The 18,100-nt window shown below is 53.1% G+C and carries 16 protein-coding genes; 2 read left to right on the top strand and 14 right to left on the bottom strand.

Annotated features, from left to right (window positions below; genetic code table 11):
* Positions 1-5 precede the first annotated feature (5 nt).
* The 4 genes from TU92_RS01995 to xseB all read right to left on the bottom strand — a co-directional run bounded on the left by TU92_RS01995 (position 6) and on the right by xseB (position 4,192).
* Positions 6-980 (bottom strand): aldo/keto reductase, encoded by a 975-nt coding sequence (locus TU92_RS01995; protein ID WP_112164294.1) that lies wholly within the window; start codon positions 978-980, stop codon positions 6-8.
* A 151-nt stretch (positions 981-1,131) separates the two neighbouring features.
* Positions 1,132-2,994, bottom strand: coding sequence for a 1-deoxy-D-xylulose-5-phosphate synthase (gene dxs / locus TU92_RS02000; RefSeq protein WP_112164295.1), 1,863 nt, complete (start codon positions 2,992-2,994; stop codon positions 1,132-1,134).
* A 19-nt stretch (positions 2,995-3,013) separates the two neighbouring features.
* Positions 3,014-3,943 (bottom strand): (2E,6E)-farnesyl diphosphate synthase, encoded by a 930-nt coding sequence (ispA, locus tag TU92_RS02005; protein WP_112164296.1) that lies wholly within the window; start codon positions 3,941-3,943, stop codon positions 3,014-3,016.
* Positions 3,944-3,949: 6 nt separating this feature from the next.
* Positions 3,950-4,192: an exodeoxyribonuclease VII small subunit gene (gene xseB / locus TU92_RS02010; protein ID WP_112164297.1), complete on the bottom strand. Its 243-nt coding sequence runs from the start codon at positions 4,190-4,192 to the stop codon at positions 3,950-3,952.
* A 290-nt stretch (positions 4,193-4,482) separates the two neighbouring features.
* Between xseB and thiI the strand changes: the two genes are divergently transcribed.
* Positions 4,483-5,931, top strand: coding sequence for a tRNA uracil 4-sulfurtransferase ThiI (gene thiI / locus TU92_RS02015; RefSeq protein ID WP_112164298.1), 1,449 nt, complete (start codon positions 4,483-4,485; stop codon positions 5,929-5,931).
* A gap of 67 nt (positions 5,932-5,998) precedes the next feature.
* On the opposite strand, the gene yajL is transcribed toward thiI, so the two are convergent.
* Together yajL and panE are read right to left on the bottom strand one after the other, a co-directional pair.
* Positions 5,999-6,607 carry a protein deglycase YajL gene (gene yajL / locus TU92_RS02020; protein ID WP_112164299.1) on the bottom strand — a complete coding sequence of 203 codons (609 nt, stop codon included), beginning with the start codon at positions 6,605-6,607 and terminating at the stop codon, positions 5,999-6,001.
* Complete coding sequence (gene panE / locus TU92_RS02025; protein ID WP_112164300.1) at positions 6,570-7,481, bottom strand: 2-dehydropantoate 2-reductase; 912 nt, start codon at positions 7,479-7,481, stop codon at positions 6,570-6,572. Before panE ends, yajL begins: the two co-directional genes overlap by 38 nt.
* A gap of 239 nt (positions 7,482-7,720) precedes the next feature.
* Here panE and TU92_RS02030 point away from each other — a divergent pair, with 239 nt between their 5' ends.
* A complete protein-coding gene (locus tag TU92_RS02030) occupies positions 7,721-8,212 on the top strand; it encodes a YajQ family cyclic di-GMP-binding protein (RefSeq protein ID WP_112164301.1) in 492 nt (163 codons plus the stop codon).
* 117 nt (positions 8,213-8,329) lie between these two features.
* On the opposite strand, the gene TU92_RS02035 is transcribed toward TU92_RS02030, so the two are convergent.
* The 8 genes from TU92_RS02035 to ampG form a co-directional block, all read right to left on the bottom strand.
* The gene (locus TU92_RS02035) at positions 8,330-9,628 is read right to left on the bottom strand and encodes a Gfo/Idh/MocA family protein (protein WP_112164302.1); all 1,299 of its coding nucleotides are present in this window, start codon (positions 9,626-9,628) and stop codon (positions 8,330-8,332) included.
* A 176-nt stretch (positions 9,629-9,804) separates the two neighbouring features.
* Complete coding sequence (locus tag TU92_RS02040; protein WP_112164303.1) at positions 9,805-11,169, bottom strand: MFS transporter; 1,365 nt, start codon at positions 11,167-11,169, stop codon at positions 9,805-9,807.
* Positions 11,170-11,357: 188 nt separating this feature from the next.
* Positions 11,358-12,242, bottom strand: coding sequence for a heme o synthase (gene cyoE, locus TU92_RS02045; RefSeq protein ID WP_112164304.1), 885 nt, complete (start codon positions 12,240-12,242; stop codon positions 11,358-11,360).
* An 18-nt stretch (positions 12,243-12,260) separates the two neighbouring features.
* Complete coding sequence (locus tag TU92_RS02050) at positions 12,261-12,593, bottom strand: cytochrome o ubiquinol oxidase subunit IV (RefSeq protein WP_056771051.1); 333 nt, start codon at positions 12,591-12,593, stop codon at positions 12,261-12,263.
* Positions 12,590-13,207, bottom strand: coding sequence for a cytochrome o ubiquinol oxidase subunit III (locus tag TU92_RS02055; RefSeq protein ID WP_112164305.1), 618 nt, complete (start codon positions 13,205-13,207; stop codon positions 12,590-12,592). Before TU92_RS02055 ends, TU92_RS02050 begins: the two co-directional genes overlap by 4 nt.
* Complete coding sequence (cyoB, locus tag TU92_RS02060; protein ID WP_112164306.1) at positions 13,197-15,188, bottom strand: cytochrome o ubiquinol oxidase subunit I; 1,992 nt, start codon at positions 15,186-15,188, stop codon at positions 13,197-13,199. The genes TU92_RS02055 and cyoB overlap by 11 nt, the downstream gene beginning before the upstream one ends.
* 3 nt (positions 15,189-15,191) lie before the next feature.
* Positions 15,192-16,151 carry a cytochrome o ubiquinol oxidase subunit II gene (gene cyoA, locus TU92_RS02065; RefSeq protein WP_112164307.1) on the bottom strand — a complete coding sequence of 320 codons (960 nt, stop codon included), beginning with the start codon at positions 16,149-16,151 and terminating at the stop codon, positions 15,192-15,194.
* A gap of 435 nt (positions 16,152-16,586) precedes the next feature.
* The gene (gene ampG, locus TU92_RS02070; RefSeq protein WP_112164308.1) at positions 16,587-18,065 is read right to left on the bottom strand and encodes a muropeptide MFS transporter AmpG; all 1,479 of its coding nucleotides are present in this window, start codon (positions 18,063-18,065) and stop codon (positions 16,587-16,589) included.
* Positions 18,066-18,100: the final 35 nt, after the last annotated feature.

The raw sequence follows: 18,100 nt of genomic DNA on the forward strand, positions 1-18,100 counted from the left end.
TGATCTTATTCAAAACCGACGGCCTTGTGCGGTACGTAAGCCATTTCCAGTTCGGCGATTTCTTCGATGGTCAGCCTGATGTTCAACGCAGCAATCGCGTCATCGAGATGAGCGGGGCGGGAAGCACCGATGATAGGTGCCGTGATCACGTGTTTGCTGAGGATCCACGCCAGCGCAATCTGAGCACGCGGTACTCCGTGGTCTTCGGCAATTTTACCGACACGTTCAGCGATTTTACCGTCAGCTTCGTCGGTGGCGTCGTACAACGTATTGGCAAAACTGTCAGAGACTGAACGCGCAGTGGTTTCACCCCACGGACGCGTTAACTTACCCCGTGCCAGCGGGCTCCACGGCAGAACCGCGATGTTTTCTTCCAGGCACAGCGGATACATCTCTTTCTCTTCTTCACGCTGAATGAGGTTGTATTGATCCTGCATCGAGACGAAACGTGCCCAGCCATTTTGCTCGGAAATATCCAGCGCCTGTTTAAACTGATGGGCGTGCATCGATGATGCACCGATAAAACGCGCTTTCCCGGCTTTCACCACATCATTCAGCGCTTCCAGCGTTTCTTCAATCGGCGTGTTGTAATCCCAGCGGTGGATTTGCAGCAGATCGACATACTCCATGCCGAGTCGGCGCAGGCTGTCGTCGATGGATTGCATGACAGAGGCGCGTGACAATCCGCCTTCCAGACCGGTAATCGGATAAAACACTTTGGTGGCGACAACGATGTCATCGCGTTTTGCAAAGTCCTTCAGCGCACGTCCGACGATCTCTTCGCTGCTGCCGTCAGAATAGCTGTTGGCTGTATCAAAGAAGTTAATGCCCGCATCAAGCGCCTGTTTGATGATCGGGCGGCTGCTCTCTTCCGGCAGCGTCCAGGCATGTCTGCCGCGATCCGGTTCGCCATACGTCATACAACCCAGACACAGTTGCGACACTTTCAGACCGGTTTTTCCCAACGTGGTGTATTGCATTGCATCTCTCCGTTAAAGCCTGCGCCAAGACCGGCAGGCGTAAAAAAATGATTAGCATGCTTAACTGTAGCTCACAGAACGGCAGGATTGCGCAAGAGATGAGGGTATGGAGGGAGAAATCCCCTCTTTCAGGAGAAAGAGGGGGAAATGATCAGGCCAGCCAGTCGGTGATTTGACGGTCGATCCCTTCGGCATCCAGACCGACGTCATGACGAATTTCGTCCTGTGTACCCTGTGGCACAAAGTTGTCCGCCAGACCAATATTGAGCACCGGCACAAGCATACGTTTGGCCATCAGCAGTTCGTTCACGCCGCTGCCTGCGCCGCCCATAATGGCGTTTTCCTCAACCGTCACCAGCACTTCGTGGCTGGCGGCCAGTTCCAGAATCAGGGCTTCGTCCAGCGGTTTCACAAAGCGCATGTCCACCACGGTGGCATTACGTTTTTCAGCGGCTTCCAGCGCATCCGGTAACAAAGTCCCGAAGTTAAGGATCGCCACTTTCTCGCCTTCGCGGCGCACCACACCTTTACCCATTGGCAGTGACGCCAGCGGCTCGCAGGTTGCGCCAGTGCCGGTACCGCGCGGATAACGCACCGCTACCGGACCGCCATTATGGTGATAACCGGTATGGAGCATCTGACGGCATTCGTTTTCATCACTTGGTGTCATGATGATCATGTTCGGAATGCAGCGCAGGAACGAGAGATCGAACGCGCCCTGATGCGTCTGGCCGTCGGCACCGACAATACCGCCACGGTCGATGGCAAACAGCACCGGCAGATTCTGAATCGCTACGTCATGGATCACCTGATCATAGGCGCGTTGCAGGAAGGTGGAGTAGATCGCGACAACCGGCTTGTAGCCGCCGATCGCCAGACCCGCCGCAAAGGTCACGGCGTGCTGCTCAGCAATCGCCACGTCGAAATATTGCTGCGGATATTCGCGGGAGAAGCGCACCATGCCGGAGCCTTCACGCATCGCAGGCGTCACTGCCATCAGCTTGCTGTCTTTAGCCGCCGTTTCGCACAGCCAGTCGCCGAAGACTTTCGAATAGGTCGGTAAACCCTCTTTGCCTTTTGGCAAAATACCGGATGCCGGATCGAATTTCGGCACTGCGTGCCAGCCAATCGGATCCTTTTCGGCAGGTGCATAGCCCTTGCCTTTTTTGGTCATAATGTGCAGCAACTGCGGGCCTTTGAGGTCACGCATGTTTTTCAGCGTTTGCACCAGCGCCACCACGTCGTGTCCGTCAACCGGGCCGATGTAGTTAAAGCCCAGCTCTTCAAACAGCGTGCCTGGTACCATCATGCCTTTTAAATGTTCTTCAGTACGGCGTACCAGCTCTTTGATAGGCGGAATGCCGGACAAGACTTTCTTACCGCCTTCACGCAGATGGGAATACAACTTACCGGATAAAAGCTGCGCCAGATGATTGTTCAGCGCCCCTACGTTTTCGGAAATTGACATCTCGTTGTCGTTGAGGATAACCAGCATGTCCGGCTTGATATCACCGGCGTGGTTCATGGCTTCGAATGCCATACCTGCCGTGATCGCGCCATCACCAATTACGCAGACAGTACGGCGGTTCTTGCCTTCACGCTCGGCGGCCACGGCCATGCCCAGACCGGCGCTGATTGACGTCGAAGAGTGACCGACAGACAACGTGTCGTACTCGCTTTCACCGCGCCACGGGAATGGATGCAGGCCGCCTTTCTGGCGGATGGTGGAAATCCGGTCACGGCGTCCGGTCAAAATTTTATGCGGATAGGCCTGATGGCCGACGTCCCAGACCACGTGGTCGAACGGCGTATTGTAGACATAGTGCATGGCCACGGTCAGTTCAACCGTTCCCAGCCCGGACGCAAAGTGTCCGCTGGACTGGCTGACGCTGGCCAGTAAATACTGGCGCAGTTCGTCGCAGAGCTTAGGCAGGCTCTCTTTAGGAAGTGAACGGAGATCTTCAGGATTCTCCGCCAGCGCCAGTGTCGGGTATTTGGCTAGTTCAAGACTCATCAGTTGCTCATAGTAAGTATTAATTATCGCGCTCAATAATGAAGCTGGCTAACGCGAGAAGTGGCGCTGTGTTGTAAGAAAGCGCGGCGAGCTGGTCCAGTGCGGAAACGGCTTCCTGATACAGGTCCATGGCCTTGGCCTTTGCGCCGTCGAGCCCCAGCAGGGCAGGGTAAGTACTTTTACCGAGTTGTTGATCAGCACCCTGACGTTTGCCCAACGTGGCGGTATCGCCAATCACATCCAGAATGTCATCCTGAACCTGAAACGCCAGGCCAATCGCCTGTGCATAGGTATCCAGTATAGGCAAAACGGCGCGTCCGGTATTGCCGGCGGCCAGCGCACCCATGCGCACAGCGGCGCGGATCAGCGCACCGGTTTTATGGCGGTGGATTTTTTCCAGTGCATCAAGGCTGACCTGCTGGCCTTCGGCAGCCAGATCCAGCGCTTGTCCGCCGCACATGCCGCTGGCGCCGCTGGCAGTGGCCAGTTCGGACACCATCGACAGACGATCTTTAACCAGTACGTCCGGCATGTCGCCGTCGGCTAAAATAGTGAACGCCAGCGTTTGCAGCGCGTCACCGGCGAGGATCGCGTTCGCTTCACCAAATTTGATGTGACAGGTCGGCTGTCCGCGACGCAGATCGTCGTCATCCATCGCCGGCAGATCGTCATGGATCAGCGAATAAGCATGAATGCATTCGACCGCCGCCGCGGGCGCATCAAGATTTTTCAAATCCAGCCCGAACAGCTGCCCGGTGGCGTACACCAGATAAGGACGCATGCGTTTACCGCCGAGCAACGCACCGTAGCGCATCGCTTCAACCAGCGGTAAATCAGCCAGCGGCTGCGCATCTATATAGGCGGTCAGTACGCTGTCAACGCGCTGCTGCATGGCGCGCAGCTCACGGGAGAACTCGCCAGCCGGAGAAAGAGACATCGCTTCAGACATAAACCTTTACTCAGCTTGCGGTGTGAAAGGTGCCAGCGGTGCATCTTCATCGCTGTCGAGCAGGATCTGTACACGCTGTTCGGCCTGTTGCAGTTTTTGCTGGCCCTGACGGGCAAGCTGGACGCCTTGCTCAAATTCATTCAGCGCGTCTTCTAAAGGCAATTCGCCTGATTCAAGGCGGGCAACGATCTGTTCCAGGTCGGCCAGAGCCGTTTCGAAATTGGCGGGTGGTGCAGATTTTTTCGGCATAATTCTCTTTCAATATCGTTGATCAGACTCGGTGACCAGAGCGCTGAGACGGCAGGGTCGGTTCTCAGCCCAGGGAGACATCCCGTTAAGCATGGCACTGCTGTTTGGTTTTGCGCGCAGAATATCCATGAAAAGTGATATACTCTGCGCCGCTGAGTTTATTGCTAAGCCCAATGTGGCACAAAACTGATGATTCATAAACAAACATAAGGCTTAGCAATAATAGGATCCTAGATCCTTATTCAGCGACTTACTACCCCCGTTCTTTAACCTGCTAACAAAAGACTGCCATGAAGTTTATCATTAAATTGTTCCCTGAAATCACCATCAAGAGCCAATCTGTGCGTTTGCGCTTCATTAAGATCCTCTCAAGCAGCATTCGCAACATTGTGCGACCGCATGATGAGACGCTGGCAGTCGTACGCCATTGGGATCATATCGAAGTTCGCAGCAAAGACGAAAGCAAACACGATCTCATCCAGGAAATGCTGTGCCGCATTCCGGGCATCCGCTACGTAGAAGAAGTGGAAGATCGTCCTTATACCGACATGCATAACATTTTCGAACAGGCGCTTGAAGCCTATCGTTCTGAAGTGGAAGGAAAAACCTTCTGCGTGCGTGTTAAACGTCGCGGTAAGCATGAATTCAGCTCCGGCGACGTAGAACGCTACGTGGGCGGCGGTCTGAATCAACACATTGAGTCTGCACGGGTGAACCTGACTTCGCCAGAAGTTACGGTGAAGCTGGAAATCAACGACGACAAACTGGTGCTGGTGAAAAGCCGTCTCGAAGGTCAGGGCGGTTATCCGATCGGCACGCAGGAAGATGTGATGTCACTGATCTCCGGCGGTTTCGACTCCGGCGTTTCCAGTTATATGCTGATGCGTCGTGGCTGCCGTGTGCATTACTGCTTCTTTAATCTCGGCGGCGCGGCTCATGAAATCGGTGTAAAACAGGTGGCGCATTACCTGTGGAACCGTTTTGGCAGCTCACACCGCGTGCGCTTCATCGCCATTGATTTTGAACCGGTGGTCGGTGAGATCCTGGAAAAAATTGAAGACGGTCAGATGGGCGTCGTTCTCAAACGTATGATGGTGCGCGCAGCGTCTTCTATCGCAGAACGTTACGGTGTACAGGCGCTGGTGACCGGCGAAGCGCTGGGCCAGGTGTCTAGCCAGACGTTGACCAACTTACGCCTGATCGACAACGTCTCTGACACGCTGATCCTGCGTCCGCTGATTTCTCACGATAAAGAGCACATCATCAAGATTGCCCGTGAAATCGGCACCGAAGACTTCGCCAAAACCATGCCGGAATATTGCGGTGTGATTTCGAAAAGCCCGACCGTAAAAGCGGTGAAAGCTAAAATCGAAGCTGAAGAAGCGATGTTCGATTTCTCGGTGCTGGATAAAGTGGTCAGCGAAGCGCGAAACGTCGACATCCGTGAAATTGCTGAGCAGGCCGCTCAGGAAGTTCCTGAAGTCGAAACCGTCGCTGAGTTTGTTTCTACCGATATCGTGCTCGACGTGCGTGCGCCGGATGAAGCTGAAGCAGACCCGCTGGCACTGGAGAATGTCGAAGTGAAGACGCTGGCATTCTATAAGCTGGCGACGCAGTTCGGCGATTTGGATCAGAGCAAAACCTATTTGTTGTACTGCGATCGCGGCGTCATGAGTCGTTTGCAGGCGCTGTATCTGAAAGAGCAGGGCTTTAACAATGTGAAAGTTTATCGCCCTTAGTTTTCACGGCGATAAAAATAAAGGGGTTCAGCATCGCTGAGCCCCTTTTTACTTTCTGAGGTTCCGGTCAGGATTCGCGGGCGCCTTCATCGGTATAGTTGTAAATCCCCGGCGCAAGCACCAGCTGCGCGGCGATTTCGGCGGCCTTAGTTTTACCGAGCAGCAGATCGATAATCTTCAGGGCAAACTCCATCGACGTGCCCGGTCCCTGGCTGGTCAGCAGATTGACGCGCGGATCGAAAATCACCCGGCGATCGGACCATTTATTCGGATCGATTTTATCGCGCAGCCCAGGGAAACCGGTCATATTGCCGACTGGGAATAAGTCGTGATATTCCAGCACCAGCGCGGGCGCAGCGCAGATAGCGGCGACAATTTTCCCGCTGATGTGCATCTGACGGACTTTCTCCACCAGCAGCGGGCTTTCACTGAAACAGGTCGCCCCGCCGAGGCCGCCCGGCAGCACGATCACGTCAAAGTCGTCGTCGGCGACCTCGACCAGAGTGACATCCGCCAAAATACGCACGCCGCGCGAACAGCGGATTTCCAGATTACCGTCGCCCGCCACGCTGGCAGTGGTGACATCAATGCCTGCGCGAACCAGCAAATCAATTGCGGTGACGGCTTCAATCTCTTCGCTACCAGGTGCCAGGCAGACCAGAACTGATGCGCTCATAGTCGTTTTCCTTTCTTTTAATTTGTTCAAATATGCGGGTGTTTACCGGCAGGCTCAGCCCGTGTTTGCGCCCGCGGCGCAGTACGTAACCGGTAATATAATCAATTTCAGTGTGACGCTGATGACGGATATCCTGCAACATCGAGGAATGGTTGGCCGCCGTCGTGTCGATCACCTGATAGACAAAACTCAGCAGTGATTCGCTATGGATCTCATATCCCTCTATCGCCATGACCTGTGCCACTTCCAGACAAATCTGCTCAATCTGGTCGGGGAAGGCGATGAGATCGCCATTAGTACATTCATGAAGCGCGGTGAGGGGATTGATCACGCAGTTGACCGCCAGTTTGTTCCACAGCGACGGCCTGATGTTGTCGTGCCACGCGACGTCCGGCAGCGCATGATGCAAGGTATCCGCCAGCGCACTGTGCGCCGCGCCACGCGGCGTGACCGGCCCGATGTGAGTCATACCCGATGCGACGTGCATAATCGCGTTACCTTCGTGCCGGGCGGCGTGGGTGGTGGCGCCTTGTAAGATAGCCAGCCGGTTAGCCGGTAATTCATCCACCGTGCCCATGCCGTTATGCAGCAACAGGATGGTGCAATTATCATTGAGCATCGGCATCAGTGCGCTGACCGCACTGGAAACCTGCCACGCTTTGAGCGTCACCAGCAGCAGCTCGCTTTGCGCCAGATGCTCCGGATCGTTGGTCGGCATATTACGGTTAAACGCCACGCCTTCCGGGGAAATCACGTTGACGGCACAAAAAGGCTGCGGAATGCGGATCCACCCCTGCACGTCGTGGCCTTGCTGATAAAGGGCTGATAGCCAAAGTTGTCCCAGCGCACCGCAACCTAATACTGTAATTTTCATTGTGCCTCCCGGGAGTGGTGGCGAATTACGCCGTAGGAATCGGGTGTAGAAAGAATATTCTGCTGTCCGGTTATCGTATTAGTATAGACATTTGTGCTGCACATCACATTTTCACCTGCACTTTTTGACCGTCGTGCCCATTTGTGGCTGGAGCTTTGCTGTCGTTTGGCATCGGCGGTTGAAGGCGGTATTATGCACGCCATATAACGTGCAATACAAAACTACAGGGAGAAGCGATTATGCCGTCTTTTGACATTGTTTCCGAAATCGACATGCAGGAAGTTCGTAACGCCGTGGAAAACGCCAGCCGTGATCTGCAAACCCGCTGGGATTTCCGCAATGTGCCAGCCAGCTTCGATCTCAACGAAAAAAACGAGAGCATCAAAGTGGCCAGCGAATCTGATTTTCAGGTCAACCAGCTGGTAGATATTCTGCGTGAGAAGTTAGCCAAGCGTGGGATTGAAGGTGGCGCGCTGGAAATTCCGGAGCAGATGGATCACAGCGGTAAAACCTACAGTGTGGAGGCCAAACTGCACTCGGGTATTGAATCGACGCTGGCAAAGAAAATCGTCAAGCTGATCAAAGACAGTAAGATCAAAGTCCAGGCGCAGGTTCAGGGCGATGAAGTTCGCGTGACCGGCAAGGCTCGTGATGATTTGCAGGCCGTGATGGCGCTGGTGCGCAACGGGGATTTGGGACAGCCGTTCCAGTTCAAGAATTTCCGCGACTAATCATCGTCGTTCTTTGAGCCGCAGCCAGGGATCCGATTCACTTATTAGTGCTGTAATTCAAATTACTGGGTTATCTCAGTTATAAGGGACGCTTATCGCGTCCCTTTTCCATGTGTGCTATTTCTTTTGTTGCAGCCGCTTCACCAGCTCGAAGTCTTTAAAGTAAATCGGTTTATCGTGCTGCATGGAGAGATTGCCGGCGATACCGGTCAGGATCGACATGGCGCCTGCGCGGTGATCGGCAGCGCGTTTTAACGGATCCTCTTTACGTTCGCCAAAAAGATCCTCAAGCATGGCGTTATCTCCGCCACCGTGACCGCCTTCGCCCAGTGAGAATTCGGCTTCCCACGCTTTGGCAAACAGCGGATACACCACTATTTTCGCCTCTTCCAGACTGCCTTCGTTTTCACGTTTACCGCCAGCATTCACGTAGGACATCTCGACGATTTTCATTTCAATGCGCCCTTTGGTGCCGTTGAATACTACGTTCAGTCCTTCCCATGGCAGATAGGCGTTGAGTGAATATGTCATCTGCACTTTGTTCTGGTATTTAACCAGCACCGACAGCGTATCTTCAATGTTGATGCCGTCGCTGAAAACGCTCTGATCGCGGAAATAGTTATCCTCGTGCTCGGCATCAAGATACAACGCTTTGAGCTGAGCGTTATCAGCCATATGCAGGGCAAAAGGATCGTTATCAGCCTGCGGATAGCCGTGCGCACGCGGGTAAAACTCCGTCACGCCGCGCTTCTCGGCATTCTCTTTACCGTAAAATCGCAGGTCGCCTTGTGCATAAACTTTTTCCGGCGTGCTGTTAAGCCAGAAATTCATCAGATCAAAATGGTGGGTGGATTTGTGCACCAGCAGGCCGCCGGAGTTGCGCTTTTCACGGTGCCAGCGGCGGAAATAGTCAGCGCCGTGTTCGGTATTGAGCAGCCATTCAAAATGCACAGAAAGGACTTCGCCGATGGTGTCCTCCATCAGCAGTTCGCGGATTTTGCCGTGGTGCGGCGCGTAACGGTAGTTGAAAGCCACGCGAACCTGATAGCCAGTGGCATCGACCGCATCGAGAATACGCAGCGCACGGTTTTCATCAATGGTCATCGGCTTTTCAGTGATCACATCACAACCGGCATGCAGGGCGCGGACAATATAATCGTCATGCGTGCGATCCATGCTGGTGACAATCACGATGTCGGGTTTAGTCTCGCTGAGCATGTCGCCGAAGTCGCAGGCTTTCCAGGTGGGCACCGGCGCGATGTCACGCTGCGCCAGCTGCTGATTCGCATAATCCATGCGTGTCTGATTGGTGTCGCAGAAAGCCACAAACTTTGCGTTGTGGCGGTATTTGCCGGTGATCGCGTCAATGTACAAACCAGAGCGCCCGCCGGTGCCCACTAAAGCATACGTTTTCATGAGATCCCCAAAGGCTGAAAAGCCGTCATGGCTGACAGAATTTTTGTTAAGGAATTCCTGAGGATAATGATTGCGGGAGATTTTTAAGTGAGGTGTATCACAGCGGGAAACATCGAAATGAAATGGCGTGCCATTTTTAGAGGCACGCCGGAATTAACAGTAAAAATGTGCAAAAATCAGGCAGCGCTGACCAGCTGTTCCAGCGCCTTGCGGTTGGTCTGTTTTGTGTCGACTTTCACGTAAGCGCTGAATTCCTCCGGCACGACCACGGCTTCAGCCACACCCGGCTGCGCCATAATGCGCGCCTGCAGCGCAGAATCTTTCACCGCCAGTTCAGACAGCGTGATGCGCAGGCTGCTGACGTACGGCGGTTCGGTCATGGTCGAGCTGACCACCAGCCAGACCACGGCAATCGCCGCACACACCAGGAAGACAGCGCCGGCACCGGCGTTACCGTAGACATAACCGCCTAAGCTGCCGCCAATTGCCACGCCGATAAACTGACTGGTGGAATAAAGCCCCATCGCAGTGCCTTTATATCCGGCCGGAGATTCTTTACTGATAAGCGACGGCAGAATGGCCTCCATCACGTTAAAAGCAAGGAAGAACAGCTGGATACCCGCGATGACTGCCCACAAATGCAGCCCGGCAGACCACAGCACGATTTCAGCCAGCAGTAAAACCGCCACGCAGCCCATGAAGACCTGCTTCATATGACGTTTTTTCTCGGCGTAGATAATAACCGGGATTACCGCGACGAAGGACGTCAGCATGGTGACCAGATAGACGCGCCAGTGCTCGCTTGGAGGGAAGCCTGCGTGTTCCATCACCTGCGGTAATACCACGAAGCTCGACATCAGCAGGATATGCAGGCACAAAATGCCGAAATTCAGCTTCAGGAGTTTCGGGTTGCTCAGTACTTTGCCGAAGCTGCCTTTCACCATGCTCGATTCGCGATTAAGAATATGGGTGGCAGGGGAGGGGACAACGGCGACGGTAATGATGATGCCGATGATAGTCAGTACGGCAATCGCCCAGAACAGCGCATGTAAACCCCACGCGTGCGTGATGATTGGGCCGAGCACCATCGCTATCGCAAAGGTCACGCCGAAGCTGATGCCGATAAAGGCCATCGCTTTGGTGCGGTTCTGCTCACGGGTGAGATCTGACAATAGCGCCATGACCGCGGCGGCAATTGCCCCGGAGCCTTGCAGAGCACGACCAATGATCACGCCCCAGATAGATTCGGTGGATGCAGCAACGATGCTGCCGATACAGAAAATGATCAAACCAAAGACGATCAGCGGTTTGCGGCCAACGCGGTCAGACATCAATCCAAACGGGATTTGGAACACAGCCTGTGCAAGGCCATAAATACCGATTGCGATGCCGATCAGCGTTTCGCTGGCACCGGATAACGCCATACCGTAGGTGGTCAGGACGGGAAGAACCATGAACATGCCGAGCATGCGTAAAGAAAATACTGTCCCTAGTCCCCATGTTGCCCGACTTTCCTGCGGGGTCATCTGGTTATCGTTCACATTACTACCTCAAAATAACAATCGTGCATTGTAGTGCTTTTGGCGAGTTGGGGTAAAACGATGGATCTTTAGCAGATATTACGGGTTTTGCTTTCCGGCAGAACAAAAGAAAAGGCCAGTATCGCTACTGGCCTTTCAGTGTGCTGATTATCGGAATGAACGACAGCGCGTCAGGCTAACAGCTCGGGTTACCAAACGTAGGTTAGCAGCGATGTGGGTGCGGAATTAAAGTCCACAGACATCATAAAGCTCAGCGACATAATGGTCACGATGGAGAAGCCAAACAGCTTTCTCGCCCAGACCACGTCGTTCTCAGCTTTGTAACCTTTCAGTGCCATGCCCAGCCACCAGACACTCACCGCACCTGCGACAATCAGGTATTTATAACCTGCATAGCCGCTCAGGGTAAGCATCAGTGTCGCAATCATAAACGCCAGAATGTAGACGGTAATATGATGCTTGGCGACGGAAATGCCTTTCACTACGGGCAGAACCGGGATGCCTGCAGCCTGATAATCTTTAAAGCGGAAGATGGCAATCGCGTACGAGTGCGGCATCTGCCACAGGCTGAAAATCAGAAGCAGGATCAGCGCACCGGTATCAAACTGGCCGGAAACGGCACAGTAACCAATCACCGGTGGCGCCGCGCCCGACAAGCTGCCGATCAGCGTGCCGTAGACCGAGTTGCGTTTCATGTACAGGCTGTAAACGCCGACATAAATCACAAAGCCCATCACCGCCAGCCACATGGCCAGCGGATTGGCGCCGATATACAACAACGCAAAGCCCACAATACCCAGAATAGTGGCGTAAACCAGGGTTGTTTTCGGCGGAATAAGTCCTTTTACCAGGGCCCTGTTCTTCGTTCTTTCCATGATCCGGTCGATGTCGCGGTCGATGAAGTTGTTAAACACACAACCTGATGCGACGACCAGCGAAACGCCCACCAAAGTGGCGAGAAAGAGTGGGAAGTCGATGTTGCCTTTGGCAGCAAGGAGGAATCCCCCGATGACAGAAATTAAGTTGCCGAAAATAATTCCTGGTTTCGTTACTTGCAGGTATTGCTTAATCATCACGTGCAGCTCGGCTCTTTAACTGACCATCATATTGAGGTTGAGGTTATACATAATCCACAATGAGCCCACAACGACGATAAAGATAATCACAGCGGTGAACAGAAATGCCACCAGATTCCAGCGAGCTTCCGACGCAGTACTTAAGTGCAGGAAGAACACCAGATGGACAACGATCTGGATGACCGCGGATGCAACCACGGTACCAATGATCAGTGAATGCGAAGCAGTATCGCTCATGACCATGGCGAACGGGATAACCGTCAGGATCACTGACAGGATGAAGCCAATCAGGTATGACTTCACGCTGCCGTGGCTTGCGCCGCCGTGGGAAGTGGCAGAATGACTCATGCTAATACCCCCATCAGGTAAACAACGGTGAATACACAGATCCAGACAACGTCCAGGAAGTGCCAGAACAGACTCAGGCACATCAGACGGGTTTGGTTAACGGCGTTCAGACCACGGCGGCTTACCTGTACCATCATGATGATGATCCAGATCAGACCGCAGGTTACGTGGATCCCGTGGGTGGCTACCAGCGCAAAGAACGCTGACAGGAAACCACTGCGATCCGGACCGAAACCTTCTTTGATCAGGTGATGGAATTCGTACACTTCCATGCAGATGAAGCCCAGACCGAACAGGAAGGTCAGGAACAACCAGCCGTTGACTGCTTTCACACTGCCCTTGCTCATACCGAGCATCGCCATGCCGTACGTAATACTACTGAACAGCAGGAAGAAGGTTTCTACCAGAACGAACGGCAGTTCAAAAATGTCTTTACCAGTCGGGCCACCCGCGGTCCCGTGCACCAGCACCGCGTAAGTTGCGAACAAGCTCGCAAACAGTACGCAGTCACTCATCAGGTAGATCCAGAAGCCGAAGACTTTGGTCTCACCCGCGTCGTGGTGCCCATGCTCTGCATGGGCTGCGTCGTGGTTAGTCAGGGTATCAGTTGCCATGTTTCACACCTGCTTTACGGATTTGTTCATGATGAAGATTTTCAATACGTTCGACTTCTTCAGCTGATACGTAGTAATCAACATCTTCGTCGAAGCTTTTCACAATCCAGGTCACTACCAGTGCGAGGAAGCTTACTGCTGCCAGCCACCAGATATCCCAGATTAATGCGAAACCACAAACCAGACTCAACATAGCGATGATGAAGCCTGCGCCGCTGTTACGTGGCATATGAATTTTTTCATATTTTGCAGGTTGCTTGTAAGCGGTGCCTTTCTCTTTCATGTCCCAGAACTCATCGCGGTCGTGAATTTGCGGCACGATAGCGAAGTTATAGAACGGAGGAGGAGAAGAAGTTGACCACTCCAGAGTACGTGCATCCCACGGGTCACCGGTCAGATCGCGGTTCTGGTCGCGGTCGCGGACAGACACGAAGATCATGATCAGCTGGCAGAGGATACCGATAGCAATCAGTGCTGCACCACACGCGGCGATAACCAGCAGCGGATGGAACTCAGGATCGATATTCTGGCTGACACGACGGGTCATACCCATGAAGCCCAGTACGTACAGTGGCATGAATGCAACGAAGAAGCCGATGATCCAGAACCAGAATGAACGCACACCCCATTTCTCATTCAGCGTAAAGCCGAAGGATTTAGGGAACCAGTAAGTCAGACCAGCGAAGCAACCGAAGACCACACCACCGATGATAACGTTGTGGAAGTGAGCAATCAGGAACAGGCTGTTGTGCAACACGAAGTCAGCACCCGGAACCGCCAACAGAACGCCGGTCATACCACCCACAGAGAAGGTGACAATGAAGCCAACGGTCCACAGCATCGCTGCGTTCAGCGTGATACGGCCCTGGTACATGGTGAACAGCCAGTTGAAGATTTTTACCCCGGTCGGGATAGAAATGATCATCGTCATGATGCCGAAGAAGGCATTGACGTTAGCGCCTGAACCCATGGTGAAGAAGTGGTGCAGCCAAACGACGAACGACAACACGGTGATGGCGATGGTTGCCCATACCAGCGAGGTGTAACCGAACAGACGTTTCTTAGAGAAGGTTGCGGTAACTTCAGAGAACACACCAAAGACTGGCAGAACCAAAATGTACACTTCCGGATGGCCCCAGGCCCAAATCAGGTTGATGTACATCATCATGTTGCCGCCCATGTCATTCGTGAAGAAATGGGTGCCCAGATAACGGTCTAAAGTCAGCAGTGCAACAGTCACGGTCAGAATCGGGAAGGACACGATAATCAACACGTTGGTGCACAGTGCGGCCCAGGTAAATACCGGCATTTTCATCAGCGGCATGCCTGGTGCGCGCATCTTGAGGATGGTCGCAAAGAAGTTAACACCAGTCAGCAAGGTACCAATACCGGATATCTGTAGACTCCATATCCAATAATCGACCCCCACCCCCGGACTGTATTCCTTACCGGACAACGGCGGATAGGCCAACCAACCGGTCTGTGCGAACTCACCGACACCCAGAGAGATGTTGATAAGAATCACAGCGGCAGCGGTGAACCAGAAGCTGACGTTGTTCAGGAACGGGAACGCAACGTCGCGTGCACCGATCTGCAAAGGAACCACCACGTTCATCAAACCGATAACGAAAGGCATCGCCATGAAGAAGATCATGATTACGCCGTGCGCGGTAAAGATTTGGTCGTAGTGATGAGGCGGCAGGAAGCCAGGTTCACCCGCAGAGGCGAGCACCTGCTGGCTACGCATCATGATGGCATCGGCAAAGCCACGCAACAGCATGACGAAAGCCAGAATGATGTACATGATACCTAATTTTTTGTGGTCGACGGAGGTCAGCCACTCGGTCCACAGATACTTCCACTTGCCGAAATAGGTGATACCGGCAACAACTGCCAGACCGCCCAGGATTATTGCGGCAACGGTGACCATGATAATCGGTTCATGGTACGGAACCGAATCAAGCGTTAATTTTCCGAACATCGTTTATTCCTCGGCTCCGGCTGCGTGAGACTGTCCACCCATATCCATGCCTTTCATGTCAGTGCCGGCAGGCATTGGCATGGTATGACCTTCTGGCGCTGCCTTCATGTCATGCATGGAGTATTTGCCAATGATTTCTTTGAACAGGCCTGGTTTTGCGACAGAGAAATATTCGACCGGGTTGTCGATGCTCTGTGCAGCCAGCTTGTTGAAGTCATCAGTGGTTGCCAGTTGGTTCGGTGCGCTTTTCACTTTCGCTACCCAGGTGTCGAAATCGCCACGGGTTGGGGTCGCAATTGTGTTGAACTTCATGCCAGAGAAACCACGGCCACTGAAGTTTGACGAGATGCCTTTATAGGTGCCAGCTTCATTTGCAATCAAATGCAACTGAGTCTGCATACCCGCCATCGCGTAAATCTGTCCGCCTAACTGAGGAATAAAGAACGAGTTCATCACAGAGTCTGAAGTGACTTTGAACTGAACAGGCACGTCTTTCGGGATAACCAGTTCGTTAACAGTTGCGATGCCCTGTTCCGGATAAATAAACAACCATTTCCAGTCCAGAGACACGACTTCAACCGTCATTGGTTTTTGGTCAGATACGATTGGCTTGAACGGATCAAGCGCATGGGTGGTCTTCCAGGTAATCGTTGCCAGAATGGCAATGATAATAATTGGAACAGTCCAGACGACGGCTTCAATTTTGTTGGAGTGGGACCAGTTAGGACTGTAGGTTGCTTTTGTGTTGGAAGCACGATACTTCCACGCAAAGGCAAACGCCATGATAATAACTGGAATAACAACGATCAGCATTAAACCGATCGCCGTTAAAATCAGCGTTCTCTGTTCAAGTCCAATTGCTCCCTTGGGATCCATCAATGCCGTATTGCAACCGCTTAACATTAACGCGGAAGCAAATAAGGACAACATCCCAATACTTTTATTGTATTTCTTAAGTCTCATCTAACGACCTCAATAACTAGGGCTCTATTGTCGCTTCAGGTGTGCGGGCATTTTACGGGAAGGTTGCAGGACTGTAAACACGCTTAAACAAGTGTCAAAGCGCTGTTGACACTTTATGTTAACGCAGTCACACATGTCACGGATCGTGACAATTCACAGTGGGCAACAATATGTTGCGTATAGATTTTTTTCTATAGTGATGAAAAACAAGGGGTGTCGGAATTTGTAAATATTATTCTCACCGATTATCCGGCCGGAAGGTTTAATTAATGTTAAATTAATGTAGATTTCAGGTGAAATAAAAAGCATCAAATGAGCGCCTGAAAAATAAAAACAGAAAATATTATTTTTTTCGACGGCAAATTGTTGAGCAATATTTATAGATGAATTGTTAAATCGAATCCGCCATTCATTTTCAAAACGAATGGCGGAAAATCAGGCGCGTGCGCTGCGGCGCAGTGACAGGAAATCCAGCAGGCTGCCAAGGAAAATTCCCGCCAGACAGATGAATGCCCCGGTTTCGAGCAGCGTCACTGCCAGCGATTGCCATGACGCCCAGCCCAGACTGTTTATAATCAGCGTAATCAGCCAAAGAGCGAGCAATACGCTACCGGCTACCATGCAGCGCAACGCCCAGCGATACGGCGTGGCGAAGTGGATCCGGGGCAGGAAACTGTCGGTTTTTTGCGTGTACGCCAGTGTGTCGCGACAGACCGCCAGCAACAACAGACCAGGAACGGCGGCCACGATAGAGAACAAATAAAACCACGGCCACCCGTAGGCTTCGACAAACCAGCCCGCAATCGGCCCGACGTAAACGCGGCCCACGGCGGAAAGGGCAGACAGCAGCGCGAACTGTGTGGCGGAGAATGACCGGTTGCAGAGCGTCATCAGCAGGGCAACAAACGCTGCCGTGCCCATACCGCCGCACAGGTTTTCAAAGAAGATCGCCGCGCCCATGGAATACAGATGTTTGTCAGTCACCGCAAGGATCCAGTAACCGGCGTTGGAGACGGCCTGCAAAATCCCAAACAGCATCAGCGCGCGGAACAGACTCAGACGTTGCATCAACATTCCGCCGAACAGCGCTCCGACGATCGTCGCCAGCAGTCCTAATGATTTGTTCACCAGACCGACTTCTCCGGCGTCAAAACCAACCCCACGAATTAAAAAAGTGGTGCTCAGGCTACCGGCAAAGGCATCGCCCATTTTGTACATCACGATCAGCAGTAAAATCAGCCACGCGTTGTTGCGGCCAAAGAAGTCTTTCAAGGGAGCGACCACCGCCATTTCGATGGTGCGCGGCGCGGGTTGTGAATTTTCCGGCTCCGGCGCCATCAGCGTCGCCAGCACGCCGCACAGCATCAGGGCAGCCATCAGCCAGTACATGTGCTGCCAGCCGAGATAGCGGTCAGCCAGCCAGAGTGCCAGCCCGCCGGAAACCAGCATCGCCAGCCGGTAACCCAGCACCGAAACCGCTGCGCCGTTGCCGCGCTCTTCGGCGGGGAGTAAATCCGTTTTATAGGCGTCGAAGACAATATCCTGCGACGCCGAAGCAAAGGCTATCAGCACCGCCAGCGCCGCCAGCCAGAACAGGTCCTTTGAAGGATCCATAAAGCCCATGCCGAAAATCGCCACGACCAGCAGCAGTTGCGTCAGCACCAGCCAGCCGCGCCTGCGCCCGAGAAAAGAGGGCGTGTAGCGGTCCATCATCGGCGACCACAGGAACTTAAAGACGTAAGCCTGACCGACCAGCGAGAAGATACCGATGGTTTTCAGATCGACATTCTCGACCGTCATCCACGCCTGTAACGTGCCAGAGGTCAGCGCCAGCGGTAACCCGGACGCAAAACCCAGCAGCAGTAAAATGACCGTATTACGCTGTGTGAAAATCTTAAAGTACTGACTGATCATGAAAAGTATGTTCCTGCGGACAGGTGAAAGAGTGG

This window comes from Rahnella inusitata (assembly GCF_003263515.1).
GTDB classification, from domain to species: Bacteria; Pseudomonadota; Gammaproteobacteria; order Enterobacterales; family Enterobacteriaceae; genus Rahnella; species Rahnella inusitata.